General features: G+C 69.6%; 20 protein-coding genes and 2 pseudogenes. 10 read left to right on the plus strand and 12 right to left on the minus strand.

Going from position 1 to position 23981, the window contains the following annotated elements; all coding sequences use genetic code 11:
* The 4 genes from ACFYXB_RS29690 to ACFYXB_RS29705 form a co-directional block, all read right to left on the minus strand.
* A partial coding sequence (locus ACFYXB_RS29690) for a PAS domain-containing protein (RefSeq protein WP_389587533.1) occupies nucleotides 1-395 on the minus strand: 395 nt, incomplete at its 3' end.
* Between the two features lie 414 nt (nucleotides 396-809).
* Nucleotides 810-1271, minus strand: coding sequence for a site-specific integrase (locus tag ACFYXB_RS29695; RefSeq protein WP_389587535.1), 462 nt, complete (start codon nucleotides 1269-1271; stop codon nucleotides 810-812).
* A 347-nt stretch (nucleotides 1272-1618) separates the two neighbouring features.
* A complete protein-coding gene (locus ACFYXB_RS29700; RefSeq protein ID WP_389587537.1) occupies nucleotides 1619-2116 on the minus strand; it encodes a MaoC family dehydratase in 498 nt (165 codons plus the stop codon).
* Between the two features lie 120 nt (nucleotides 2117-2236).
* Complete coding sequence (locus ACFYXB_RS29705; RefSeq protein WP_389587539.1) at nucleotides 2237-4231, minus strand: SpoIIE family protein phosphatase; 1995 nt, start codon at nucleotides 4229-4231, stop codon at nucleotides 2237-2239.
* A gap of 576 nt (nucleotides 4232-4807) precedes the next feature.
* Here ACFYXB_RS29705 and ACFYXB_RS29710 point away from each other — a divergent pair.
* Complete coding sequence (locus ACFYXB_RS29710) at nucleotides 4808-5434, plus strand: TetR/AcrR family transcriptional regulator (RefSeq protein ID WP_389587541.1); 627 nt, start codon at nucleotides 4808-4810, stop codon at nucleotides 5432-5434.
* A 22-nt stretch (nucleotides 5435-5456) separates the two neighbouring features.
* On the opposite strand, the pseudogene ACFYXB_RS29715 reads toward ACFYXB_RS29710, so the two are convergent.
* Nucleotides 5457-6713 (minus strand): annotated as a pseudogene (locus ACFYXB_RS29715) (purine-cytosine permease family protein); the annotation flags it as partial.
* Here ACFYXB_RS29715 and ACFYXB_RS29720 point away from each other — a divergent pair.
* The 8 genes and pseudogenes from ACFYXB_RS29720 to ACFYXB_RS29755 all read left to right on the plus strand — a co-directional run bounded on the left by ACFYXB_RS29720 (nucleotide 6700) and on the right by ACFYXB_RS29755 (nucleotide 15931).
* On the plus strand, nucleotides 6700-6867 hold the full coding sequence (locus ACFYXB_RS29720) for an amidohydrolase family protein (RefSeq protein ID WP_389587543.1): 168 nt from the start codon (nucleotides 6700-6702) through the stop codon (nucleotides 6865-6867). The pseudogene ACFYXB_RS29715 and the gene ACFYXB_RS29720 sit on opposite strands and share 14 nt — an antisense overlap.
* A 124-nt stretch (nucleotides 6868-6991) precedes the next feature.
* Nucleotides 6992-7888, plus strand: coding sequence for a DUF2797 domain-containing protein (locus ACFYXB_RS29725; protein ID WP_389587545.1), 897 nt, complete (start codon nucleotides 6992-6994; stop codon nucleotides 7886-7888).
* A 41-nt stretch (nucleotides 7889-7929) separates the two neighbouring features.
* The gene (locus ACFYXB_RS29730; protein ID WP_389587547.1) at nucleotides 7930-8817 is read left to right on the plus strand and encodes an amidohydrolase family protein; all 888 of its coding nucleotides are present in this window, start codon (nucleotides 7930-7932) and stop codon (nucleotides 8815-8817) included.
* A 130-nt stretch (nucleotides 8818-8947) separates the two neighbouring features.
* On the plus strand, nucleotides 8948-9688 hold the full coding sequence (locus ACFYXB_RS29735) for a response regulator transcription factor (RefSeq protein WP_351356964.1): 741 nt from the start codon (nucleotides 8948-8950) through the stop codon (nucleotides 9686-9688).
* Complete coding sequence (locus ACFYXB_RS29740; protein WP_389587549.1) at nucleotides 9685-11334, plus strand: ATP-binding protein; 1650 nt, start codon at nucleotides 9685-9687, stop codon at nucleotides 11332-11334. Before ACFYXB_RS29735 ends, ACFYXB_RS29740 begins: the two co-directional genes overlap by 4 nt.
* A 14-nt stretch (nucleotides 11335-11348) precedes the next feature.
* Nucleotides 11349-12785: a glycosyltransferase gene (locus ACFYXB_RS29745; RefSeq protein WP_389587551.1), complete on the plus strand. Its 1437-nt coding sequence runs from the start codon at nucleotides 11349-11351 to the stop codon at nucleotides 12783-12785.
* On the plus strand, nucleotides 12782-15067 hold the full coding sequence (locus tag ACFYXB_RS29750; RefSeq protein WP_389587553.1) for a glycosyltransferase family 39 protein: 2286 nt from the start codon (nucleotides 12782-12784) through the stop codon (nucleotides 15065-15067). Before ACFYXB_RS29745 ends, ACFYXB_RS29750 begins: the two co-directional genes overlap by 4 nt.
* Nucleotides 15068-15173: 106 nt before the next feature.
* A pseudogene (locus tag ACFYXB_RS29755) lies at nucleotides 15174-15931 on the plus strand (TetR/AcrR family transcriptional regulator).
* Between the two features lie 3 nt (nucleotides 15932-15934).
* On the opposite strand, the gene ACFYXB_RS29760 reads toward ACFYXB_RS29755, so the two are convergent.
* From ACFYXB_RS29760 to ACFYXB_RS29775, 4 genes are all read right to left on the minus strand, one after another.
* Nucleotides 15935-16405, minus strand: a complete 471-nt coding sequence (locus ACFYXB_RS29760) for a PPOX class F420-dependent oxidoreductase (RefSeq protein ID WP_389587555.1) — start codon at nucleotides 16403-16405, stop codon at nucleotides 15935-15937.
* Between the two features lie 49 nt (nucleotides 16406-16454).
* Entirely contained in the window at nucleotides 16455-17276 is an 822-nt protein-coding gene (locus ACFYXB_RS29765; RefSeq protein ID WP_389587557.1) for a YceI family protein, read from the minus strand.
* 155 nt (nucleotides 17277-17431) lie between these two features.
* Nucleotides 17432-19957 carry an MFS transporter gene (locus ACFYXB_RS29770; RefSeq protein WP_389587559.1) on the minus strand — a complete coding sequence of 842 codons (2526 nt, stop codon included), beginning with the start codon at nucleotides 19955-19957 and terminating at the stop codon, nucleotides 17432-17434.
* Nucleotides 19958-19977: 20 nt separating this feature from the next.
* A complete protein-coding gene (locus ACFYXB_RS29775; RefSeq protein WP_389587561.1) occupies nucleotides 19978-20481 on the minus strand; it encodes a MarR family winged helix-turn-helix transcriptional regulator in 504 nt (167 codons plus the stop codon).
* 239 nt (nucleotides 20482-20720) lie between these two features.
* On the opposite strand from ACFYXB_RS29775, the gene ACFYXB_RS29780 reads away from it, so the two are divergent.
* The gene (locus tag ACFYXB_RS29780; protein WP_351356991.1) at nucleotides 20721-20915 is read left to right on the plus strand and encodes a hypothetical protein; all 195 of its coding nucleotides are present in this window, start codon (nucleotides 20721-20723) and stop codon (nucleotides 20913-20915) included.
* Between the two features lie 42 nt (nucleotides 20916-20957).
* Here the strand turns inward: ACFYXB_RS29780 and ACFYXB_RS29785 are convergent, their stop codons facing one another.
* The 3 genes from ACFYXB_RS29785 to ACFYXB_RS29795 form a co-directional block, all read right to left on the minus strand.
* Nucleotides 20958-21686: a hypothetical protein gene (locus tag ACFYXB_RS29785; protein ID WP_389587563.1), complete on the minus strand. Its 729-nt coding sequence runs from the start codon at nucleotides 21684-21686 to the stop codon at nucleotides 20958-20960.
* Between the two features lie 45 nt (nucleotides 21687-21731).
* A complete protein-coding gene (locus ACFYXB_RS29790; RefSeq protein ID WP_389587565.1) occupies nucleotides 21732-22661 on the minus strand; it encodes an RNA polymerase sigma factor SigF in 930 nt (309 codons plus the stop codon).
* A gap of 341 nt (nucleotides 22662-23002) precedes the next feature.
* Nucleotides 23003-23836 carry an RNA polymerase sigma factor SigF gene (locus tag ACFYXB_RS29795; RefSeq protein WP_351357056.1) on the minus strand — a complete coding sequence of 278 codons (834 nt, stop codon included), beginning with the start codon at nucleotides 23834-23836 and terminating at the stop codon, nucleotides 23003-23005.
* Between the last annotated feature and the right edge of the window lie 145 nt (nucleotides 23837-23981).

The following is a 23981-nucleotide window of genomic DNA, read 5'->3' on the forward strand; positions in this document are numbered from 1 at the left end:
TCGGCGGCCTCGGCGGCCAGCCGGAACGGGATCAACAGGCTCGCCAGGTCGTTCCGCGCATCCAGGGCGTGCACCCAGACCAACTGCTCGTCACCAGCGGGATCCTTCACCGGCCGCGCCTCGATCAAGCAGGCAACAGGTGGTGCTCCACCTTGCCCGGGAAACTCCATTACCCGCATCGCGACCGTCTTCGTCCTGGCGACGTGGACCACGAGGCTCTCGGCCGAGATCCGCTGGCTTGCGGGCCACAGATCACCGAAGTCACGTCCCAGGCACTGCTCCGCCGGCCTGCCCAGCGCCGTGGCCATCGCAGCGTTGAGGCCGCGGATGGCACCGTCCAACGTCAAGAGCGCTGCCGGGTCAGCCCCTCGAAGGAGTTCATCCGAACCGTCCATCGGTGGCTCCCGGGCACACGACAAAGCAGCCTCTTCAGCAAATTTTGCGCGCATTTCGACGCGATGTCTCGATGAAGACGGCGTCTGACCGCTTGCGTAGAGTGACGACGGCAGGGACCCGCTGGAAACGGTAGACGGCTGCCCGTGAAGAGGGGCGACGCAAGCTCGGTTGCAGTACAGCAGCGAAGTACAGCAACCCCTGCAACCGGCCGGAACCAGTAGCGTCCTCGTAAGGCCGCAGCACGACCGGTATGACCGTCAGCGACCGATCCACATAGAGCTACGGATCAGAAGGTTGCAGGTTCGAATCCTGCCGAGTGCACACAGGTTAAAGGCCCCTTGGGATCATCCCAGGGGGCCTTTGACATCAACGTGGCCAGAAGTACCGATCACTCCACGGCGTCCGCCTCCGGATCACCGTGATCGTGCTACGCGTCGCACGTTGGCATCGCGGCGCAGGATGGTGAGCATCCGGTTCAGGTTGCGGGGGTCCGTGACGCGCCCGGTCGTCGTGGTGAAGATCAACCCATCTGGCTGCCCCGGTCCAGGCTGCCACCTCTTTCTCGCGGCCTTGCGCTCACGCTCCTGCTGGGCTCGGTGCTGCGTGAGTGCCTGAACACAGCGCTTCGGGAGGGAGACCGTACGAACAGAGCGCATGGTCTTGGGACTGCCGAAGATCAGCTCACGCCGGATGCGCTGTACGTTCCGGCGGACGCGGAGCTGACCGTTCACGAGATCGATGTCGCCCCAGGTGAGGGCGAGCGCCTCGCTGCGACGCAGACCCGTCGAGACGAGCAGCAGCCACAAGGCGGAGAGGCGGTGGGAACGGGCGGTCTTGAGCACGAGGCGAACCTCTGCGGCGTCCAGCGGACGCACCTCCTTTGGCGTCCAAGCCGCAGAAAAGCCAGGCCGGTTGAGCCGGCTGACTGTGTTCGCGGAGGAGGAGCAGATCCCGGTCGATGAAGCCGTGGTTCTCGCCTACGCCTTGGAGCAGGCCGGATTCGCCAAGGTGGTTCGAGTGTTCGGCGGCGATCTGCCGATCTCGCTTTCGGATGAAGGGCGCGTCCAGGTGCGACGTCTCAAGTCTCTTCAGCAAGACGGGGCGGCGCGACTGCGCTATACGATCGACCCTTTGATCAAGTGGCTGTTTGTCACCGCCCCGGACCAGTCTCCAGTCGGTCCAGGAGGCTTCCTGGACACGCTCACCGCGCACTTCGCCGGTCTCATTGCCGTCGGAGTAGGTACTTGTGCTGGCCGGACAGCACCAGTTCGCCACGCTGGTTGTGGACGGTGGCCGCGGTGGTCACCAGGCCGTTGTCCCCGTGAGGCTCCAGACCGGTGATCACCAAAGCCGGATACAGGGTGTCTCCGGAATGCACCTCGGCCAGGAAGGTGCACGACACCTCCAGAAAACTGATGAACACCTCTCCAATGTAGTGCGGGAACAACGTGGCACCCGGAGCGGTGAACGCCAAAACCTGCAGACCGTGCACGACCGGCGCCGAATGACCGTGCTTGCGCGCCCACACCGCGTCGTAGTGCACTGGATGGTTGTCCGCCGAGACCGTCTGGAACGCAGCGGCGTGCGCGTCCGTCAGGGTCCGGCTGGGGGCACGAAACACCTCCCCGATGCGCAGATCCTCGAACGTCCTGGCCTCAACCACCAGAAACGAGTCGGCATCGAAGCCGGCCGCGGCTGATTCTTTGTTCTCCGTGCCCATTACATGAACCTCATCTCGTGGGTGTGCTCGTCGAACAGCTTGTGGTGCTGGAGGCAGTGGTAGAGCTGGCCGATCATGGCTTGGGGGTCCGTATGGAGAGGGTTGAGGACGCGGGCGCCGTCATGTGCGTCGGATGACCAGCACGGCCACGTCGTCGAGGTGGTCGACCGCGACCGCGGCGTCGAGGATGCGGTCGGCGGTCTCCTCGGCGTTCAGTCCGTCGTGGAGGGCTGCGCCGGCCAGTGTTCCGGCCCGCTCCAGTCCGGCTTCCAAGGTGAGGCCCGGTCCTTCGACCACGCCGTCGGTGACCATGACCAGCGCGCTGTCCTCGTCCAGGGTGAAGGTCTCCTCGCGGTACTCGGTGTCGGGCACCACTCCCAGGACCGGCCCGCCCGGCAGCTCGCGGATGCTGTGGCTGCCGTCCGTGTGTGCGCACAGCAGCGGCACGTGGCCGGCGCTGGTGCCGGTGACCTGACCGTTGCATGGATCGATGTGCAGCATGGTGCAGCTGGCGAAGCGTGGGGGATCCATCGTGACGAGCAGCTCGTTGGTGCGCATCAGCAGGGTGCCCGGATCCCGTTCCTGGGCGGCGATCGCGCGCATGGACAAGCGCACCTGTCCCATGAGGGCGGCGGCGTCGACGTCGTGCCCTTGAACGTCGCCGATCTCCAGTGCGATCGTGCCGTCGGGCATGACGAAGGCGTCGTACCAGTCTCCGCCGATGTCCAGCCCGTCCCGGCTCGGCCGGTAGCGGGCGGCGACCTCCAGGCCTGCGAGGCGCTCGGGCAGTCTGGGGAGCATGGTCTTCTGCAGCGCCGTGGCCAGCTCGACTCGTGCCTGCTGCAACCTGATGCGCCTCAGTGCCTGGCCTGCCAGGTCGGCCAGCGTACCCACGAGGGTCCGCTCGTCCAGGGACGGCCGGTATCCGCTGCCGTAGGTCACCAGCCACGCCCCGAGCGGTTGATTGCCGGCCTCGATGAGCGGCATGATCGAGACGGCGTAGTCGGAGCCGAGTCGTGCCAGCCACGGAAATTCAGCCCCGTGCGGCCAACGGCGGATGTAGTCCTCCCGGTCGAGGATGAAGTAAGACTTGCCGGTGCGGATGGCCTCTGGCAGCGGGCTCGGATGGTCCAGCGACATGCCGTGCAGGACGTCGACCTCCCACATGGCTATCCCGGCATCGGTGGAGACGCGCAGGCGGCCGTCGTCGACGAGCGCGAGCAGGGCGCCGCTGGCGCCGAAGGTTGCGGCGAGCCGGGTCAGGACGACCTGCTGCAGCTCCTGCTCCGTGGCCGCAGTGATCAAGGCGGAGGAGAAGTCGGCGATGTCTTTGGCGCGCTGTCGCTCGGCAGTAAGCGCGGCCTGCGCCTTCTCCTTGTGCTTCTCCTGCTTGGTGTCGTCGCGGACCATTCCGAAGATCCGCTCGGGTCCGTCATAGCCCAACTGGATCCGACGGGCCTGGGCGGCCAGTTGGTGCCAGCCGTCGTGCTGGGTGAGGTACCGCAACCTCACCCAGGAGGACTGGGTGGAGGTCGAGCGCACCAGCTGCCGCAAGGCCTCCCGGTCGTCAGGGTGCACTGCCGACATCACTGTGGAAAGCGAAATAGTGGGATCCGGAAAGAGCGCCGCCAGAGCGGGTGCGCCACCGAGCCACTCCAGCTGGTGCTCATGGGGTGAATACATCCACAGGCCGAGGTGGGCGGCCGTGGTGGCCAGCCGGAACGGGATCACCAGACTGGCCAGGTCGTTCCGCGCATCCAGTGCGTGCACCCAGACCAGTTGCTCGTCACTTGCGGGATCCTTCACTTGCCGCGCCTCGATCAAGCAGGCAACGGGTGCTCCGCCTCGCCCGGGGAAGTCCAGCACCCGCATTGCGACCGTCTTCGTCCTGGCGGCGTGGGCCACGAGGCTCTCGGCCGAGATCCGCTGGCTTGCGGGCCACAGATCACCGAAGTCACGTCCCAGGCACTGCTCACCGAAGTCACGTCCCAGGCACTGTTCCGCCGGCCTGCCCAGCGCTGTGGTCATCGCAGCGTTGAGGCTGCGGATGGCACCGTCCAGCGTCAGAAGAGCCGCCGGGTCAGGCCCTCGTAGGAGTTCGTCCGCGGCGTCCATCTGTGACTCCCTGGCACATACCAAAAAAGCCTCTTCAGTCATTTTTGCGCATTTTGCAGCGACATGCCGAAAAAGAGTATGTCTGACCGCCTACGTTGAGTGACGGCGGCAGGGGACCCGCTGGAAACGGTAGACAGCCGCCCGTGAAGAGGGGGCGACGGAGCTCGGTTGCGGGACCGCGTCCGGTAGGTCACGACTTCACGAGCGAAGGCGCAGTTCCAGGGCGTGTTGCGTGACCTCAGTAGCTGACATCAACAGAGGCGTACAACCGCGCACGGTGGCACGCCCGCAATCGGCGGACGAGCCAACAGATCCCAGCAGGCGAGCGGTTCGTGATGGTGCTGCACGCGCCTACGGATCAGAAGGTTGCAGGTTCGAATCCTGCCGAGTGCACATTGAGATGAGAGGCCCTGTGGAGTGATCCACGGGGCCTCCGTCATTCCTCGACGGCGGTGCCTCCGAGCGGGTGCCGGGCCATCCCAGTGAGCTCTACGACCAGTTGGCCCCGGACGCCCGCGGATCCCAGTGACCACGCACGCCGGCCCCCCCTCCTCCGCTGCTCAATCGCATGGGGGTATGTCATCCCCCGGCGAGCAGCGCAAGCGTGTCCGTAAAGATCCCGTGGCCCGGCGCGCCGAGATCATCCGGGCGGCCAGTGGAGTGGCCCTCGGGGAAGGGCTCGAGTCCATCACGCTGCGGCGGATCGCGGAGGAGCTCGGGGTGCGGCCGGGGCTCATCAGTCACTACTTTCCGTCGGCCGAGGAGCTGGCCGCCGAGGCGTTCGGCGACGCCGCCGGGGCGGAACTCGACCAACTGCTGCCCGCCGACCCGGCCGAGGGCACGCCGGTGCGGCGGCTGGCCCGCTTTCTCGCCGGTACGAGCGGGGAGGACTACGACGCGGTGAGCCGACTGTGGATCAACGCCCGGCATCTCAGCCGGTACCGGCCTGCGCTCCGGGACAGGGTCGTCGAGCAGGAGTCCGCCTGGCGGGGGCGGCTCGAGGGCCTCGTCCGGGAGGGGGGCGCGGCGGGCGAGTTCCGTACGGAGGACCCGTCCGTGACCGCCGTTCAGATTCTCGCCGTGCTCGACGGACTCGGCGCCCACGCCAACACCGGGACCCCGGAGCGGCCGGCCGCGGTGCGTCGTATGGCTGTCACGACCGCGGAACGTGAACTCGGGCTCGATGCGGGCGCGTTGGGCTGAAGGCCGGTCGGCGGTTCCGCCGTCAGTGGGTCGGCGCAGGTGTCGTGGGCCTCACTCGGCCCCTCATCAGCAACGCGTAGACCGCCGAAGCCACTGTGACACCGGCCGGCAGTGACAGGTCCACCCCGCCGAGTGCCGCCGCCACCGGACCCGTGTAGAGGGTGTCCGCGCACAGGGCCGCGCCGGCGGTGCCGGAGGCGAGGGCCACCGCGCCGGGCCAGTTGACGCCACCCCTGTACCAGAACGCGCCGAACGGTGTCTCGTCGGTGAGGGCCGGGCCGTCGTAGCGGTTGCGGCGGAGCCAGATGTCCGTGGCGTAGACGGCCATGCTCGGCCCGAGCAGGACGACGGTCAGTTCCAGGACGTCGCTGACCGTGTCCAGGAAGTCGGACACGAGCAGCGCGCACAGCGTGAGCGAGACGGAGACGGTGCCGTCGGCGAGCACGCTCAGCGAGCGGCGGACGCGCAGGCCGACGGCCTGGAGGGCGAGGCCGGCGCTGTAGGCGGTCAGCGCGTTGATCGCGATCGTGCCCAGGACCAGTGCGAGCAGGAAGACCGGGGTGAACCAGCCGGGGAGGATCTTCTCCAGTGCGGCCTGCGGATCCGTCATGTCGACGGCGGTCGCCGCGAAGGCGCCGAGGGAGCAGACGACGATGCTGGGCAGGAAGCCGCCGAGCGCGGTCCACCCGGCGACGGCGGCGGCCGGTGTCCGGCTCGGCAGGTAGCGGGAGAAGTCGGCGCTGGTCGTGTAAGAGAGGGGGCCCGAGGCGATGAGCGTGACGCCGGCCAGGACGGTCGCCCACAGATCGGTGCCGGACAGCGGGTGGGCCGGGGCGTACGAGAGGTCCGTGTGGCCCAGCACGCCGGCGGCCACCACGGCGAACACGGCGGTGAGGGCCAGCGTGATCGGCAGGTACAGCTTCATGATCATGGCGTGGCCGTAGACGCTGATCGTCAGAGTGAGGGCGGCGATCACGATCACGACCACCGTCTTGACCGGGGGAGTCGCCGTGATGCCCGCCTTCTCGACCAGCGAGAACGCGGCGATCGCCGCTGCTGCCAGGTTGAGGGCGAAGTAGCAGACGGAGATCAGCCAGCCGGTGATCGCGTTGTTCACACGGTTGCCCAGGACGCCGTACATCGCCCGGCTGATCACCTCGCTCGGGGCGCCCGCGGCCGGGCCCGAGACCGCGAGCCAGCCGGTGAGCAGCCAGAAGAGGTTGCCCACGACGATCACCGCGATCGCCTGCCACAGGCTGAGGCCCATGAGGACGAGCGAGGGCAAGGCCGGGCGCCTGGCCGTGGGCCACCGAGCCGATCTCACGGTCCTGTCCGAGAACCCGCTCGACGTGCCCGACACCGACCTCGCCGCACTCCCGGTGCTGCTCTCGGCCGTCGACGGCAGGCCGACGCACCGGGTACCGGAGCTCTGACGGGCCCCGGCGGGCCGGACCGTGGGAGCAGTCGGTGTCCGCACAGCAGACACCTTGCGCAAACGCGCAGGTCACAGGATCCGTCCCACCCCGCTGTCAGTGCCCCCGCCTACCCTCGAGGGTGATGGCACACGTATGGACATGCTCAGGGCTGCGGTGGTCGGGGGACGGGCCCGTGCTGGTGTGGGGCGGCGGGGTCGTGAGTGGGTTGGGGTGGGGGAAGCGGGTTGCCTTTGGGGTCGTGGAAGAAGGAACGCGAGTTTGCGTGGGCGCGCGGGGGCACGCCTGTCCCGTGCGGGCCGGTGTCTCTGGGCGGAGTACCGGCGCGCGGTGTGAGGAGTGTGCGCGGCTGGACCGGGCTCACTCCGTGGCCGCCGACACCCTCGCCGACGATCCCCGGCCGTATCACGTGTATCTCGCCTGGTTCGGGCCCGGCATGGTCAAGGTCGGCATCACCGCCGTCGAGCGGGGCTCCGCCCGGCTGCTGGAGCAGGGTGCCGTCTGTTTCAGCTGGCTCGGCTCCGGTCCGCTGATGGCCGCGCGACGTACGGAGGAGCTGCTCAGGGCCGCCCTCGGGGTGCCGGACCGGATCCCGTACGCCGCCAAGCGGGCCGTACGGTCCGCGCTGCCGGGGACCGAGGCCGAGCGCGCGGCCGAGATTGCGGCGCTGCACGCGCGTGCCGTGGCGCTCGGCGACTGGTCCGAGGCGCTCGTGCGGGAGCCGTTCCGGCCCGTTGACCACGCCGAGGTGTTCGGGTTGGCAGCCGATCCCCCGCCCGCCGTCGGAGAAGTGGTCGAGCTGGTCGCCGGCGGGTGGGTGAGCGGTGAGCTGGTCGCCGCCGCCGGGCCCGATCTCCATCTCGCCACCGAGCGCGGAGTCGTCGTGCTGGACACCCGGCTCATGACCGGGTGGGAGCTGGTTCCCACCGGGAGCAGAGGGGACAGCGGGAGCGCGGGGGGACTTTCCCTCCCCCTCCGCAAGTTCAGGGAACGGGCGAGCGTGCAGGATCAGTTGTTCTGAGGGAGTGGGCAAGGAGCCGGCTCCGTGAGAGGGAGTGGCGTGTGACGGTGGAGGAAACGGAAGCGGCCGGGGTGCGGCGGTTCTGGGAGCGGCTCGGGCTGCCGGGGCTCGTCGACGTCCACACGCACTTCATGCCCGAGCGCGTCCTGCGCAAGGTCTGGGCGTACTTCGACGCGCTCGGCCCGCTCACCGGCGGCGTGGAATGGCCCATCATGTACCGGGAGGGTGAAGAGCAGCGGACCGCGCTGCTGCGTGCATTCGGTGTGCGTGCCTTCAGCGCGATGCTCTATCCGCACAAGCCCGGGATGGCCCGGTGGCTCAACGGCTGGGCCGCCGACTTCGCCCGCCGCACGCCCGACTGTCTGCACACCGCCACTCTCTTCCCCGAGGAGGGTGGCGAGGTCTATGTCCGGGAGGCGCTCGACTCCGGTGCGCGTGTGTTCAAGGCACATGTGCAGGTGGGGGCGTACGACCCGGCGGACGAACTGCTTGATTCCGTATGGGGGTTGATCGCCGAGGCCAGGGTGCCCGTCGTCATTCACTGTGGGTCCGGGCCCGCCCCGGGCAAGCACACCGGGCCCGAGCCGATCGCGCGCGTCCTGGCTCGGCATCCGCGGCTGAGGCTGATCGTCGCGCATCTCGGGATGCCCGAGTACGAGGACTTCCTCGCGCTGGCCGAGCGGCACGCGGAGGTGCGGCTCGACACGACCATGGCGTTCACCGACTTCGGCGAGCGGCACGCGCCCTTCCCCTCGCGCGCCCTGCCCCGCCTGGCCGACCTCGGTGATCGCGTGCTGCTCGGCTCCGACTTCCCCAACATCCCCTATCCGTACGTCCATCAGCTGCACGCCCTGGAGCGGCTCGGTCTCGGCGACGCCTGGCTGCGGGCGGTGTGCCACGACAACGCGGCGCGGCTGTTCGGACTGTGAGGCGGCCGGAGCCGTCAGAGCCATTCCCAGGTGTTCCCTGAGCGGTCCCTGAGCACCCCCTGTGCGTTTCTCAGGGAAATCACAGACTCCGGAAAGCGCGCTCTCAGAGGACCCCGACAAGGTGTCCACCATGACCACGACCTCGCCCCAGGGGCGCACCGAACTGCTGAGGCCGGACGGGAGCCCCGTCCGCGTGCTTGTGGTGGACGACGAGCTGTCGATCACCGAACTGCTGAGCATGGCTCTTCGTTACGAGGGCTGGCAGATCCGCAGCGCGGGGGACGGACAGGGGGCCGTCCAGACCGCTCGCGAGTTCCGGCCCGACGCCGTCGTCCTGGACATGATGCTGCCCGACATGGACGGGCTGGCCGTGCTCGGGCGGCTGCGCCGCGATCTGCCGGACGTGCCCGTCCTCTTCCTCACCGCCAAGGACGCGGTCGAGGACCGTATCGCCGGACTCACCGCCGGCGGCGACGACTACGTCACCAAGCCGTTCAGTCTGGAGGAGGTCGTCGCCCGGTTGCGCGGCCTCATCCGGCGCTCCGGTGCCGCCGACCGGCGCTCCGAGTCCGTGCTCGTCGTCGGTGACCTGTTGCTCGACGAGGACAGCCACGAAGTGTCGCGGGGCGGGGACAACATCCACCTCACGGCGACCGAGTTCGAGCTGCTGCGCTACCTGATGCGCAACCCGCGCCGCGTGCTCAGCAAGGCGCAGATCCTGGACCGGGTGTGGTCGTACGACTTCGGCGGTCAGGCCAATGTCGTCGAGCTGTACATCTCGTACCTGCGAAGGAAGATCGACGCCGGACGCGAGCCGATGATCCACACCCGGCGTGGTGCCGGTTACCTGATCAAGCCCGCTGCGTCATGAGCGGGCGACGACGGCCGCGGACGCGGAAGCTGCGGGCGGGACAGCCACGCACCCTGCGGACACGGCTCGTCGTCGCGTCCGTGGTGCTGATCGCCGTGGTGTGCGCGGTGATCGGGACCGTGACCACGCTCGCGCTGCGGACTCATCTGTACGACCAGCTGGACGACAAGGTCGGCGACATCGCGATGCGCGCGGCGGGCGGCCGCCTCCCGAACCCGGGCGGTACGGTGCCCGGAACCGCGGCGGAGCCCGACTCCTCGCACAAGGCCGCCACCACGCCGAGCGAGCGGATCGAGCGCCTTCTCACCATCGGCCCGACGCAGCCCAGCACCGTTGCGGCGTACGTGCAGAACGGATCGATCGCCAGCGCGGCCAAGGCCGTGCAGCTGAACGACAGCTACAACAGGTTCCGGAAGATGGACACCGTCGACCTCACCGCCGCGCAGCAGCGGGCGCTCGCCGAGGTGTCCAAGGACGATAACGCGCACACGGTGGAGCTGCCCGGTCTCGGGGACTACCGCGTCCAGTACAAGGTGAGCCCGGACGGTGGCGACGCCTACTACGTCGCCCTGCCCACCAAGGACGTCGACGACAACATCGACACCCTGATCGTCGTCGAGGTGTGTGTCACCGCGGCGGGACTGCTCGCCGCCTCCCTCGCCGGCTTCGTCATCGTCGGCGTGGCCACCCGCCCCCTCCGCAAGGTCGCCGCCACCGCCACCCGGGTCTCCGAACTCACCCTGCACACCGGCGAGGTGAACCTCAGCGAGCGGGTCCCCGAGTCGGAGTGCGACCCGCACTCCGAGGTCGGCCAGGTCGGCGCCGCGCTCAACCGGATGCTGGACCACGTCCACGGCGCCCTGCACGCACGCCAACAGAGCGAGATGCGCGTACGGCAGTTCGTCGCCGACGCCAGCCATGAGCTGCGTACTCCCCTGGCCTCCATCCGGGGGTACGCCGAGCTGACCCGGAGGGGCAGGGAACAGGTCGGGCCCGACACCCGGCACGCCCTGGGCCGTATCGAATCCGAGGCCGGGCGCATGACCCTGCTGGTCGAGGACCTGCTGCTGCTCGCCCGGCTGGACGCGGGACGGCCGCTGCAGTTCGAGCAGACCGACCTCGTTCCGCTCGTCGTGGACACCATCAGCGACTCCCGCGCGGCCGGCATGGACCACAGCTGGCGGCTCGACCTGCCCGACGAGCCCGCCCTGGTGTCCGCGGACGCGGCACGCCTGCAGCAGGTGCTGGTCAACCTGCTGGGCAACGCACGCAAGCACACCCCGCCCGGAACGACCGTCACCGCACGCGTGCAGCGGCGCGGGCCGTGGATGTGCGTCGATGTCGAGGACAACGGGCAGGGGATCCCCCCGGACCTGCTGCCGCACGTCTTCGAGCGGTTCGCGCGCGGCGACTCGGCGCGTTCCCGGGCCACCGGGTCCACCGGTCTGGGCCTCGCCATCGTGCAGGCCGTCGCGACCGCGCACGGCGGTGCCGTGACCGTCGACAGCGTTCCCGGACGGACGGTCTTCACCGTGCATCTGCCGGCGCCTGCTCCGGCCGTCCCGCGGCCCGCCTCCGAAACCGACCGGCAGTCGCACTCACAGGCACAGCACAGCGCCACCACACGGGTGCGACAGGGCACTTGACGAAAGTCGGTTCCATGCGAACCGACTCTTCTCCCGGCACTCTGCCGGCGCGGGAGCACCTCCCGGCCGGCGACGCCGGTACGCCTGTCCTGGACGTAGTGATCCCCGTCTACAACGAGGAGAAGGACCTCGGGCCCTGCGTGCTCAGACTGCACGAGCACCTCAGGCGCACCTTCCCGTACGCGTTCCGCATCACGATCGCGGACAACGCGTCCACGGACTCCACCCCGCTCGTCGCGGCGCGGCTGGGAGCGCAGTTGGCGCAGGTGCGGTCGTTCCGGCTCGAGCAGAAGGGCCGCGGCCGGGCGCTGCGGACCGTCTGGTCGGCCTCGGACGCCCCGGTCCTCGCGTACATGGACGTCGACCTGTCCACCGACCTCAACGCGCTGCTGCCGCTGGTGGCGCCGCTGATCTCCGGCCATTCGGACCTGGCGATCGGCTCCCGCCTCAGCCGCAGCTCACGGGTGGTGCGCGGCGCCAAGCGGGAGTTCATCAGCCGCTCGTACAACCTCATCCTGCGCGGCTCGCTCCAGGCCCGCTTCTCGGACGCGCAGTGCGGATTCAAGGCGATCCGGCGTGACGTCGCCCAGGTGCTGCTGCCGCTCGTCGAGGACTCCGACTGGTTCTTCGACACCGAGATGCTGGTGCTCGCCGAACGGGCCGGGCTGCGGATCCACGAGGTGCCGGTCGACTGGGTCGACGACCCCGACTCGACGGTGCACATCGTGAAGACGGCGACCGACGACCTCAAGGGCGTGTGGCGGGTGGGCCGGGCCCTGGCCACCGGTTCGCTGTCGCTGGACCGGCTGACCCGGCCGTTCGGCGACGACCCGCGCGACCGCGACATCAAGGACGTGCCCCGGGGACTGGCCCGGCAATTGGTCGGCTTCTGCGTCGTCGGCGGCCTGTCCACCCTCTTCTACCTCCTCCTCTACAGCGGCTTCCGCACTTTCTCCGGCTCGCAGATCGCCAATGCCCTCGCGCTGCTGGTCTCGGCCGTCGCCAACACGGAGGCCAACCGCCGGCTCACCTTCGGGGTGCGTGGCAGGGGCGGCGCCGTACGGCATCAGGCACAGGGCCTGGTCGTGTTCGGCATCGGCCTCGCGCTCACCAGCGGCTCGCTCGCCGCGCTGAACGCCGCCTCCAGCGACCCCGCGCACTCCACCGAACTGGCGGTCCTGATCGCCGCCAACCTCGCGGCGACGGTGCTGCGCTTCCTGCTCTTCCGCGCCTGGGTGTTCCCGGACCGACGGGAGGGCGAGGGGGGCGAGGAGCCGGTGCCCGCCGCCGTGCCCACGTACACCATGGCGGGCACCCACCAGCCGTATCAGACGCAGCAGCCGTATCAGACGCATCAGACACACCTGCCGCACCAGCCGTATCACCAGCCGTCTCAGCCGTACGCGCCGCACCAGCCGTACCCGACGACCGACCCGGGGGACCTCCGATGACCACCCACTACGACCAGCCGACGCAGCAAGGCAGCAGCCCCGCCGCCTGGGGCCCGCCCCAGGTCGCTCCCCCACAACAGGCCCCCGAGCCGGGTGAACCCCGCCCGCCGCTCGTACGGCGCCTGTGGCGCGGCCGGCCCGAAGACCCCCGCTGGGCGCGCCCGGCCCTCCTCGTCCTGCTGCTCGCCACCGCGCTGCTCTACCTCTACAACCTCAGCGCCTCCGGCTACGCCAACTCCTTCTACTCGGCGGCCGTCCAGGCGGGCAGCAAGTCCTGGAAGGCGTTCTTCTTCGGCTCGCTGGACGCGGGAAACGCGATCACCGTCGACAAGCCCTCGGCGTTCCTGTGGCCGATGGAACTGTCGGTGCGGATCTTCGGCCTGAACTCCTGGGCGATCCTCACCCCCGAGGTCCTCATGGGCGTCGGCACCGTAGCGGTCGTGTACGCGTCCGTACGGCGCCGGTTCAGCCCCGCGGCCGGTCTGATCGCCGGTGCGGTGCTCGCGCTCACCCCCGTCGCGGCGCTGATGTTCCGGTTCAACAACCCGGACGCGATGCTGGCCCTGCTGATGGCGCTGGCCTGCTCCTTCGTCGTACGGGCCGTGGAGGACGGGCGGACCAGGTGGCTGGTGTGGGCGGGCGTGGCGATCGGCTTCGCGTTCCTCGCCAAGACGCTCCAGGCCTTCCTGATCCTGCCGCCGCTGGCGCTGGTCTACGCGGTCTGCGGACCGGTGCGACTGCGTAGGCGCTTGGCCCAACTGGCCCTTGCGACCGTCGCGTTGGTGGTGTCGGGCGGCTGGTGGGTCGCGGTCGTCGAGCTGTGGCCGGCCTCTTCCCGCCCCTACGTCGGCGGCTCGCAGAACAACAGCTTCCTGGAGCTGACCTTCGGCTACAACGGCCTCGGCCGTATCAGCGGCGACGAGACCGGCAGCGTCGGTGGTGGCGGGGGCGGCGGCACGGGCACCGGGCGTTGGGGCGAGACCGGCTGGGACCGGATGTTCAACTCCGAGATCGGCAGCCAGATCTCCTGGCTGATCCCGGCCGCGCTGATCCTGCTGGTCGCGGGCCTGTGGGCGACTCGCAGGTTCGGTCGTACGTCCGTGACCCGCGCCTCGTTCCTGGTGTGGGGCGGTTCGCTGCTGATCACCATGGTCGTCTTCAGCTACATGGCGGGCATCTTCCACCAGTACTACACGGTGGCCCTCGCCCCCTACGTGGCCGCCGTCATCGGCATGGGCGCCAGTCTGCTGTGGGAGCGGCGGAGCGAGACCTGGGCGTCGCTCACCCTGGCCGCCTCGGTCGTGGCGGGCAGCGCCTGGGGCTATGTCCTGCTCAACCGCACACCGACGTATCTGCCCTGGCTGAGGTGGCTGGTCCTGATCGGTGGCCTGCTCGCCGCGCTCGGTCTGGTCTTCGCCGGCCGCCTCACCCGCCGACTCGCCCTCGCCGCGGCGGCGTTGGGATTGGTCGCGGCACTGGCCGGCTCGACGGCGTACACGCTGAGCACGGTCGACTCCGCGCACACGGGGTCCATCCCGACGGCCGGTCCGGCGGGGGCGAGCACGATGGGCTTCGGCGGAGGCGGCGGCCCCGGCGGGGGCGGTAACCGTGGAGGCTTCGGCGGCGGTATGCCGGGCCAGAACCAGCAGAACGGGAACGGCAACACCAACGGCAACACCAACGGCAACACCAACGGCAACACCAACGGCAACACCAACGGCAACACCAACGGCAACACCAACGGCAACACCAACGGCAACACCAACGGGAACACGCCGGGCCAGGGCTTCCCGGGCGGTGGCTTCCCCGGCGGTATGCCTGGCCGGAACGGGCGGAACGGCACCGTGGAAGGCGGCCGACCGGGCGGAGCCGCCGGCGGCGCCGGTGGCCTGCTCAACGGCGCCAGTGTCCCGGCCCAGGCGAAGAAGCTGCTGGAGACGGACGCCGGGCACTACACCTGGGTCGCCGCCTCCATCGGCTCGCAGAACGCCGCCAGCTACCAACTGGCCACCGGTGAGCCGGTGATGGCGATCGGCGGCTTCAACGGCACCGACCCGTCCCCGACGCTGGCCCAGTTCAAGAAGTACGTGACGGATGGGAAGGTCCACTACTTCATCTCCGGCGGCGGAATGGGCGGCCGCATGGGCGCAGGAAGGGGCGGCGGCGCGGGCGGCAGCGGCACCTCGTCGCAGATCACCTCCTGGGTCGAGGCCAACTTCAAGAAGGTGACGGTCGGTTCGGCCACCTTCTACGACCTCACGCAGAAGACCAGCGCCGGCTGACGGCCGGCCGGGACGAGGCCGGAAATTGGAAGGGCGGTGACCACGGTCACCGCCCTTCCGGTTCTAGCATCTCCAGAAGTGGTCGAAGCTCGAGGAGGGTGCGCCGGTGGTCAAGGCAGGCGAGCGGTCGGCGCGCAGCAGTGTCTGGCTCGAGGCAAGCCACGGCGCGCCGCACGCGGCGGGCAGCCCTCCGGTCTCGACCGTGACCGGATCACCGGCGTCACCGTAGGGCTGCTGGACGCCGAGGGGCTCGACAGGTTCTCCATGCGGCGGCTGGCCGCCGAGCTGAACGTGACCGCGATGTCCGTGTACTGGTACGTCGACACCAAGGACGACCTGCTCGAACTCGCCCTGGACGCCGCCTTCGGCGAGCTGCGGCTGCCCGGCCCGGAGGCCGAAGGCGAGGACTGGCGCGACCAGCTGCGCACGCTGGCCCGGGAGTACCGGGAGCTGCTGGTCCGCCACCCCTGGCTGTCGCCGCTGGCCGGGCGCTACCTCAACATCGGGCCCAACTCGCTTGCCTTCTCGCGCCGGGTGCAGCAGGTCGTCCGTCGCACCGGGCTGCCCGCGCACGGCATCACGGGCGCCATCTCCGCCGTCTTCCGGTTCGTGTACGGCTACGGCACGATCGAGGGCCACTTCGCGACCCGGGTCGCGGCGGCCGGTCTGACCCCGGACGCATACTTCCGCACCGCGGTGAGCGCGGCGACCGAGGTCCCGGAGTCCGCCGCCGTCGTCCGGGAGTCCGCCGATCTGATGGCGGCGCGGGGCGGTGACACGGTCCAGGAGATGCTGGACCGTGACTTCGCCTTCGCGCTGGAGCTGCTGGTGGCCGGCATCGAGGCGATGGTGGCCCGCGCCTGAGGGTTATTCGCCGGGCACCAGCCGCGCCGGGAAGCCCCCGGTGGCGACAGGCCCCCAGCGCTCGGGTGTCACCCGGATGATCGACTTGCCCTGCTTGAGCATCGCCTCCCGGTACTCGTCCCAGTCCGGGTGCTCACCGGCGATGTTCCGGTAGTACTCGACCAGCGGTTCCACCGAGTCGGGGGAGTCGATGACCTCGGCCGTGCCGTCGACCTGGACCCACGGGCCGTTCCAGTCGTCGCTCAGCACGAGCAGGCTGACCCGCGGGTCGCGCTTGGCGTTGCGGGTCTTGGCGCGCTCCGGGTAGGTGGAGACGACGATCCGGCCCGAGTCGTCGACCCCGCAGGTCAGCGGCGATCCCTGGGGGCCGCCGTCGGCCCGCCGGGTGAGCAGGATGGCGCGGTGGCGGGGCCGTACGAAGTCCAGCAGCTCGTCGAGGGAGACGGAGGTGTTCGTCGCGATGTTCGGTGCCATGGGGGCAGCCTAGGGGCAGCGGGCCCGCGTGTGGCTGACCCTGGTGTGCCTACGCCTGCGGCAGTGTCTCCCCCTGCACAGCCTGGATGTCCAGTTCGACCTTGAGAGTCGTACCGACCAAGGCGATGCCCGCCTGGACCATCTGGTTGTAGTTCATCGCGAAGTCCTCCCGCCGCAGTTCCGTCGTCGCACGGAAGGCCGCTCGGGTGCCGCCCCACGGGTCGGAGCCGGTGCTGAGGTAGGCGAGGTCCAGGTTGACCGGGCGTACGACACCACGCATGGTCAGCTTACCGTGGACCGTCCAGCGGTCGGCGCCGGACGCGGTCAGGCCCGTCGAGCGGTAGGTGATCTCGGGGTGCCGTTCGACGTCGAGGAAGTCGGCGGAGCGCAGATGGGTGTCGCGCATGCCGTTGCCCGTGTCGATGGACGCGGCCCGGATCACCGCCTCCACGCGGGACTTGGTGACGTCGTCGGGCGCGATCTCGATCATGCCGATGAAGTCGGTGAACCGGCCGCGCACGCTGGAGATGCCCAGGTGCTGGGCGACGGCGCCGACCGTGGAGTGCGCTGGGTCGATGGTCCAGGGGCCGGGCGGCGGCAGCTCGGTGCCGCCCTGCCGGGCCAGGGTCACCGTGCCGATCTCGGCCCGGCCGCTCGCGGTGACGATCGCGCCGGCGGCGGCGGGCGCGTACCCGATGGCGGTGACGATCACCGTGTACGCACCGGGGACCAGCTCGGTCGCATCCCGTACGGCACCCTCCGAGTCCGCCTCGGCGCGCAGCACCTGCCGGCCGGTCGTGTCGGTCACCGTGACGACCGCGTGCGACACGGCCCATCCGTCCCGGGTCTGGATCCTCGCGGTCAGTCCCATCCCGTTTTCTCCCTCAAAAGCCGTGGACAGCCGAAATCCATGGATGGTCATAGCCATGGTCGGCCTTGAAAAGGCTTACAAATCGGTCGCGTGAAGAAACCGGCCCGTGGCGCGCGCGGCCGCTCGGGGCGCGCCCGCCACGGGCCGGGGTCGAACTACTCGCCGGGGTGGGCGAGTTCGATGTCGTGGCCGTCGACTCCGGTGCCGGAGACGGTGAGAGCCGTGGCCACCGGCGGGTAACCCGTCGCGATGACCGTGTACTCGCCACTGTTCAGATCGGTGAAGGCGTACGCGCCGTCCATCCCGGTGGTGGACGTGCCGACCACGTTGCCCGCCGCGTCCACGAGGGTCACGCGTGCGTCGGCCAGAGGCCCGTGCGGAGCCCGCACGACGCCCTGGAGCTGGGCGCCGGCGTCCAGGTCGACCTCGATCCGGGTGACTCCGGTGGTGTTGATCTCGACCAGGAGGGCGCGCGGGCGGAACCCGGCCGCGTTCACCGCGAGGGTCACCGCCCCCGGCACCAGCTCGGCGAAGGCGAACTCGCCCTGCTCACCGGTGGTCCCGGTGGCCAGCAGGTCGCCGCGCACATCGGTGACGATCACCATCGCGTCCTTCACCGGCAGTGCGCTCCCGGCACCCCGGACGACACCACTCAGCCCGCTGGTGCCGCTGAGCAGGATGTCGTACGACACCGGTTCCTCGCCCACGACGATCGTGGACGCCTGCGGCTGGAAGCCGTCGGCGGCGGCGATCAGGACGTACGTGCCCGTGCCGGGCGCGTCCAGCGTGTAGGAGCCGTCGCCCCGGGCGACCGAGCGGCCCAGTTGGCGGCCGGCCAGGGAGATCAGGGTGAGAGCGGCCTGGGCGACCGGGGCGCTCTCGGCACCGCGGACGTAGCCGTGGACCGGGACCCCGCCGGAGGCGGAGTGCTCGGGTGCGGGCAGGGTGGCCACGGCGGTGAGCTGCCGGGTGGCTGCGGCTTCGGTGCCGTCGCCGTTCTGGGGGTCGACCACGGCCGTCGCCCAGCTCGGCACCGTCTCCTCGACGGTTTCCGGCGCGGCCGCCGCCGCCTCCGCCGCCGCCTTCTCCTGCGCGGCCTGGGCGAGGGCGCCCGAGGTGCGCAGCGGGACCTCCTTGATGAACAGCGTGATCAGGAAGGCGACCGCCGCCAGGCAGCCGGCGATCAGGAAGACGTCGGCGATGCCGTGGCCGTAGGCGCTCTCCATGAGCGTGCGCACCGGCGCGGGCAGCTTGTTCATGTCCGGGATGCTGTCCGAGCCGGAGCCCGGGGAGGACAGTGCGGCGGCGTACTTGGGGCTGAGGTCGGCCAGGCCGTCCTTGACGTAGTCGGTGATCCGGTGGGACAGCACCGCGCCGAGCGCGGACACGCCGACCGCACCGCCGAGGGAGCGGAAGAAGGTGACCGTGGAGCTGGCCGAGCCGAGGTCGGCGGGCGAGACCTGGTTCTGCGTGCACAGCACCAGGTTCTGCATCATCATGCCGATGCCGAGGCCCAGCAGGGCCATGAAGACCGCGGTCTTCCAGTAGTCCGTGTCGTACCGGATGGTGCCGAGCAGGCCCAGGCCGGCCGTCACCAGGAGCCCGCCGCTGACCAGCCAGGCCTTCCAGCGGCCGGTGCGGGTGATGAACTGCCCGGAGACGGTGGAGGAGACGAACAGGCCGCCGATCATCGGGATCGTCAGGACGCCGGACATTGTCGGGGACTTGTCGCGGGCCAGCTGGAAGTACTGGCTGAAGAACACGGTGCCGGTGAACATCGCGATGCCCACGAACAGCGAGGCGAGCGAGGCGAGGGTGATGGTCCGGTTGCGGAACAGCCGCAGCGGGATGATCGGCTCGCTCGCCTTGGACTCGATGAGCATGAACAGCAGGCCGAGCACGATCGAACCGCCGACCATCGCGTACGTCTGCCACGACACCCAGTCGTACTTGTCACCGGCGAAGGTGACCCAGATCAGCAGCAGCGAGACCGCGGCGGCGATGAAGAAGGCCCCGCTCCAGTCGACCTTGACGTCCCGCTTGACGACGGGCAGGTGCAGGGTCTTCTGCAGCACGATCAGCGCGATGACCGCGAAGGGGACACCGACGTAGAAGCACCAGCGCCAGCCGAGCCACGAGGTGTCGGTGATGACACCGCCGAGCAGCGGGCCGCCGACGGTCGCGACGGCGAACGTGGCGCCGAGGTAACCGGAGTAACGCCCGCGCTCACGCGGGGAGATCATCGCGGCCATCACGATCTGCGCCAGCGCCGCCAGACCGCCGACGCCGATGCCCTGCACGACTCGGCAGGCGATCAGCATGGCGGGGTTCTGCGAGAGGCCGGCCGCCATCGAGGCGACGACGTAGATGATCAGCGCTATCTGGACGAGCGCCTTCTTGCTGTAGAGGTCGGCGAGCTTGCCCCACAGGGGAGTCGTCGCGGTCATAGACAGCAGGGCGGCCGTGACCACCCAGGTGTAGGCGGACTGGCCGCCGCCGAGGTCACCGATGATGCGCGGCAGGGCGTTGGAGACGATTGTGGACGACAGGATCGCCACGAACATGCCGAGCAGCAGCCCGGAGAGGGCCTCCATGATCTGCCGGTGCGTCATGGGAGCCTGGTCGGAGCCTCCCCCGTGCTTGGCGTGAGCCCGCACACCGGCTGGTGTGGTCGTTGCCATGGGCTTCCTTTTCTCAGTGCTTATGCGGGTGTACGGGTGGTCGTCGCTTCGAGTGCGGATGTCCCCGCGGGCGCCGGGAGCCGGGTCTGCGGGGTGCGGCAGTCGCCGAAGCTCTGCCGCAGCCGTGTCATGAGCCGGATGAGCATGGTGACCTCGTCGTCGGACCAGTCGCTCAGCCGCTCGGCCAGCAGATCCGTGCTGCGCTGGTAGAGCTCGCCGAGCATGGCCCGGCCCGCCGGCGTGAGGTGCAGGATGCGCGAGCGCTTGTCCGCCGGGTCGGGGGACCGTTCGATCCAGTCCCGCTCGGCGAGGTGCGTCACGTGCCGGCTCGTCACGGACATGTCCACGGCGAGCAGCTCCGCGAGCTTGCTCATGCGCATGTCGCCGTGCCGGCCGAGCAGCGTCAGCACGGCGGCGGCGCCGGCCGGGCAGTCGTGCGGAACGATTCGCCCCAGATCCCGCTTCACGGCTCCGAAGGCGCTGAACTGATGCGCCAGCTCCTCGAACTGCGTCTGCTCCGCCATCACACCTCCCGAATTCGTTGCTTGGGGCAACCGTACGGACGCTTGGTTGCTGCAGGCAAATAAATCGGGCCCCCGCGGGACAAAAACTTGGCAAAGGCAAGTATTGCTATCGTAAATACGCAGGTGGGAAGTGTTGTGTCGGGTGAGGAGTGGTGCGGAGAGCGACACAGGATCCGTACGTCATCTCCGGCGGCCCCCCACTTGGGCGGCCCGGCCCGCTTTCGCTAATGTCTCGGGCCATGGCTAACACCCAGGGCCCCCAGGGCAACCACGACCCCGCAGGCAGCACCCAGATGTTCCGCGCGTTCGTCGACGAGGCCCCCCAGGGGCAGCAGCAGACGTCCGCCCCGGCCGGACCGCGCATCGGCCTCATCGTCGGCGTCATCGTCGTGGTGGCGGTCGTCGCCGCGGTGGCCTGGCTGGCGCTGAAGTAAGGCTCGTCACCGCTACTTCGTTACTTCCATTACTTCAGTACTTCACTGCTTCCAGGTCGCCGTCACGTCCCGGGTCTCGATGTGCATGCCCAGAGGGACGCGCCAGGAGTCCACGCAGATCGTCCAGGTGTGCTTCTTCAGCGTGCCCGCGTCGATGGGCGCCGGCAGGTCCTCCGTCGTCTCGATGGTGGACCAGTCGATGCCCAGCAGGTCGATGACGTGCGTCCCGAAGGTCACCTCGCCCGAACGGGCCGCCGTGCCACCGGAGTTGTGGAACGTCACCGTCACCTTCTCGCACCAGCACTGATCCGTGGGCTCGCGTGCGGGGGTGTCCCAGGTGAGTGCGGCAGGGGTCGGGGGCTTGGTGTGGACGGGGGCCGGCGTGGAGTGCGGTGCGGCCGGGGAGGTCGGGCCGGGCGCGGGCTCGGGGTCTGCGTCGGCCGGTGTGTCCGAGGCCTGTTCGGGCCTGAGCCGGGCCGGTGCGGAGGGCGGGCTGGGTGAAGTGCCCTCCGCGGACGGGCTGTTGTCGCTCTTCATGACAGGTCGGCCGCCCAGCGGCACGAACGTGACCGAGCCCTTCGGAGTCGTCGTCGTACGTGAGGGCGCGGCGCCGCCCGCCGGGCCGACGGCCACATAGCCCTCGTCGGGGCCCGATCCGCACGCGGCCAGCAGGGTGCCCAGGCAGACGACGGCCGCCGACGCTGCCGTAACGGCGCCTCGGCGGCCACGAGTCGGGGGCGTCCGGGGGGTTTCCGTCCCAGTGCGAGGCATCGGGCCAGTTTGGCTGACGACCCGTCAGGAAGGAACCCCTCGGTGTCAGTCGGAGATCAGGCCCTCCCGCAACTGGGCCAGCGTGCGGGTCAGCAGGCGCGAGACGTGCATCTGGGAGATGCCGACCTCCTCGCCGATCTGCGACTGGGTCATGTTCGCGAAGAAGCGGAGCATGATGATCCGGCGCTCGCGGGGCGGAAGTTTGGCCAGCAGGGGCTTCAGGGACTCGCGGTACTCCACGCCTTCCAGGGCCGTGTCCTCGTAGCCGAGGCGGTCCGCCAGCGAGCCCTCGCCGCCGTCGTCCTCGAGGGCCGGGGAGTCGAGGGAGGAGGCGGTGTAGGCGTTGCCGACCGCCAGGCCGTCGACGACGTCCTCCTCGGACACACCGAGCACCGCGGCCAGTTCGGTGACCGTCGGGGAGCGGTCCAGCTTCTGGGAGAGTTCGTCGCTGGCCTTGGTGAGGGCCAGGCGCAGCTCCTGGAGTCGGCGAGGGACGCGGACCGACCACGAGGTGTCGCGGAAGAAACGCTTGATCTCGCCCACGACCGTCGGCATCGCGAACGTCGGGAATTCGACGCCCCGTTCGCAGTCGAAGCGGTCGATCGCCTTGATCAGGCCGATCGTGCCGACCTGGACGATGTCCTCCATCGGCTCGTTGCGGCTGCGGAAGCGGGCCGCCGCGTAGCGCACGAGGGGGAGGTTGAGCTCGATCAGGGTGTCCCGGACGTAGGCGCGCTCGGGGCTGTTCTCGTCGAGCGCCGCGAGCCGCAGGAACAGGGAGCGGGAGAGGGTCCGGGTGTCGATCGCCTCCGTGGCCGGCAGGGCCGGGACTGCGGCGGCCGCCGGGGCGTCCGGGGCCTGCGTGGCCCCGGGGGCCGTGTCGTCGGCGAGCACGTCGAGAGCGCCGAGCTCCTTGGGCGCTGCCTCGCTCTTCGTGGGCGTGAGCACCTTCGAGCTGCCCTGGTCTGCGGACATGCCACCCCCTTTGGGTCGCGGGACGGTCGTGGCGGCGTCCCGGGGAGGAACGCAGCCTTCACCTGAATACCGGAGCCGGAGCCACGGCAAACGCGCTTCCCGCAGAATGTCACATGTCGGCAACACGCTGTAGTGACATGTCGACATAGGAATCGTGAATCAGCCCTGGAAAGAAGGGGTCTGACAGCATTTCGAAGCACAACTGTCGGGAACGGCCCTGGTGGGCGAATCGCTCGCCCCGGTGATCGCTCGATCGTTTGTACGGTTACGGCTCCACCGCTTCCACAGGGTGCCCCGCGGTGTCCACGGATTCCGCGGATTCTCGCTTAGCGGATTCCCGCTCAAGCGTCGATCCGGTTCGCCGAGCGCAGGCGCTGGAAGCTGCGTGCGAGGAGCCGCGAGACGTGCATCTGGGAGACGCCGAGTTCCGCGCTGATCTGCGACTGGGTGAGATTGCTGTAGTAGCGCAGGAGCAGGATCCGCTGTTCTCGTTCGGGGAGTTGGACCAGGAGGTGGCGGACCAGGTCCCGGTGTTCCACGCCGTCCAGGGCCGGGTCCTCGTAGCCGATGCGGTCCAGGAGGCCCGGCAGCCCGTCGCCCTCCTGCGCGGCCTCCAGCGAGGTGGCGTGGTAGGAGCGGCCGGCCTCGATGCAGGACAGCACCTCGTCCTCGCCGATGCGCAGCCGCTCGGCGATCTCGGCGGTGGAGGGGGTGCGCCCGAACGCCGTCGTCAGATCCTCGGTCGCGCTGTTGACCTGCACCCACAGCTCGTGCAGCCGGCGCGGTACGTGGACCGTGCGGACGTTGTCCCGGAAGTACCGTTTGATCTCGCCGACGACCGTCGGCATCGCGAAGGTCGGGAATTGCACGCCCCGGTCCGGGTCGAAGCGGTCGATGGCGTTGATCAGCCCGATGGTGCCGACCTGGACGACGTCCTCCATCGGCTCGTTGCGGGAGCGGAAGCGGGCGGCCGCATAGCGCACGAGGGGCAGGTTCGCCTCGATGAGCGCCCCCCGCACGCGGGTGTGCTCCGGCGTACCCGGCTGGAGGTCCTTGAGCTCGGCGAAGAGCACCTGGGTCAGGGCTCGGGTGTCGGCACCGCGCCGCTTCTCGGGAGCGGGGGTGGGCGCCTCTTCCTGAGGCGGCGCAGTACTGGCCGACACGGTCAACGCCACCTCTTCATCGGTCAATCATCCGTCAAAAGCGGTCATAGCATCACAACACATGTGCACCGTGTGCAAGCACCGCATAATGCCGTGTTGAGGGCAAGTTGGGGCATTAGACGCATGAAAGCCCCCCGCCGTCATGGCGGAGGGCTCC

Origin of the sequence: Streptomyces sp. NPDC002619 (assembly GCF_042889305.1) — a bacterium.
Lineage (GTDB): Bacteria > Actinomycetota > Actinomycetes > Streptomycetales > Streptomycetaceae > Streptomyces.

Excerpts from the sequence above, each read along its gene's own strand:
- ACFYXB_RS29760 (WP_389587555.1), bottom strand. The coding sequence starts at position 16,405 with ATGGCACCGAACATCGCGACGAACACCTCCGTCTCCCTCGACGAGCTG.
- ACFYXB_RS29745 (WP_389587551.1), top strand. The coding sequence starts at position 11,349 with ATGCGAACCGACTCTTCTCCCGGCACTCTGCCGGCGCGGGAGCACCTC.
- ACFYXB_RS29770 (WP_389587559.1), bottom strand. The coding sequence starts at position 19,957 with ATGGCAACGACCACACCAGCCGGTGTGCGGGCTCACGCCAAGCACGGG.
- ACFYXB_RS29725 (WP_389587545.1), top strand. The coding sequence starts at position 6,992 with ATGGCACACGTATGGACATGCTCAGGGCTGCGGTGGTCGGGGGACGGG.
- ACFYXB_RS29765 (WP_389587557.1), bottom strand. The coding sequence starts at position 17,276 with ATGGGACTGACCGCGAGGATCCAGACCCGGGACGGATGGGCCGTGTCG.
- ACFYXB_RS29710 (WP_389587541.1), top strand. The coding sequence starts at position 4,808 with ATGTCATCCCCCGGCGAGCAGCGCAAGCGTGTCCGTAAAGATCCCGTG.
- ACFYXB_RS29790 (WP_389587565.1), bottom strand. The coding sequence starts at position 22,661 with ATGTCCGCAGACCAGGGCAGCTCGAAGGTGCTCACGCCCACGAAGAGC.
- ACFYXB_RS29705 (WP_389587539.1), bottom strand. The coding sequence starts at position 4,231 with ATGGACGCCGCGGACGAACTCCTACGAGGGCCTGACCCGGCGGCTCTT.
- ACFYXB_RS29735 (WP_351356964.1), top strand. The coding sequence starts at position 8,948 with ATGACCACGACCTCGCCCCAGGGGCGCACCGAACTGCTGAGGCCGGAC.
- ACFYXB_RS29785 (WP_389587563.1), bottom strand. The coding sequence starts at position 21,686 with ATGCCTCGCACTGGGACGGAAACCCCCCGGACGCCCCCGACTCGTGGC.
- ACFYXB_RS29740 (WP_389587549.1), top strand. The coding sequence starts at position 9,685 with ATGAGCGGGCGACGACGGCCGCGGACGCGGAAGCTGCGGGCGGGACAG.
- ACFYXB_RS29750 (WP_389587553.1), top strand. The coding sequence starts at position 12,782 with ATGACCACCCACTACGACCAGCCGACGCAGCAAGGCAGCAGCCCCGCC.
- ACFYXB_RS29700 (WP_389587537.1), bottom strand. The coding sequence starts at position 2,116 with ATGGGCACGGAGAACAAAGAATCAGCCGCGGCCGGCTTCGATGCCGAC.
- ACFYXB_RS29720 (WP_389587543.1), top strand. The coding sequence starts at position 6,700 with ATGAGGACGAGCGAGGGCAAGGCCGGGCGCCTGGCCGTGGGCCACCGA.
- ACFYXB_RS29780 (WP_351356991.1), top strand. The coding sequence starts at position 20,721 with ATGGCTAACACCCAGGGCCCCCAGGGCAACCACGACCCCGCAGGCAGC.
- ACFYXB_RS29775 (WP_389587561.1), bottom strand. The coding sequence starts at position 20,481 with ATGGCGGAGCAGACGCAGTTCGAGGAGCTGGCGCATCAGTTCAGCGCC.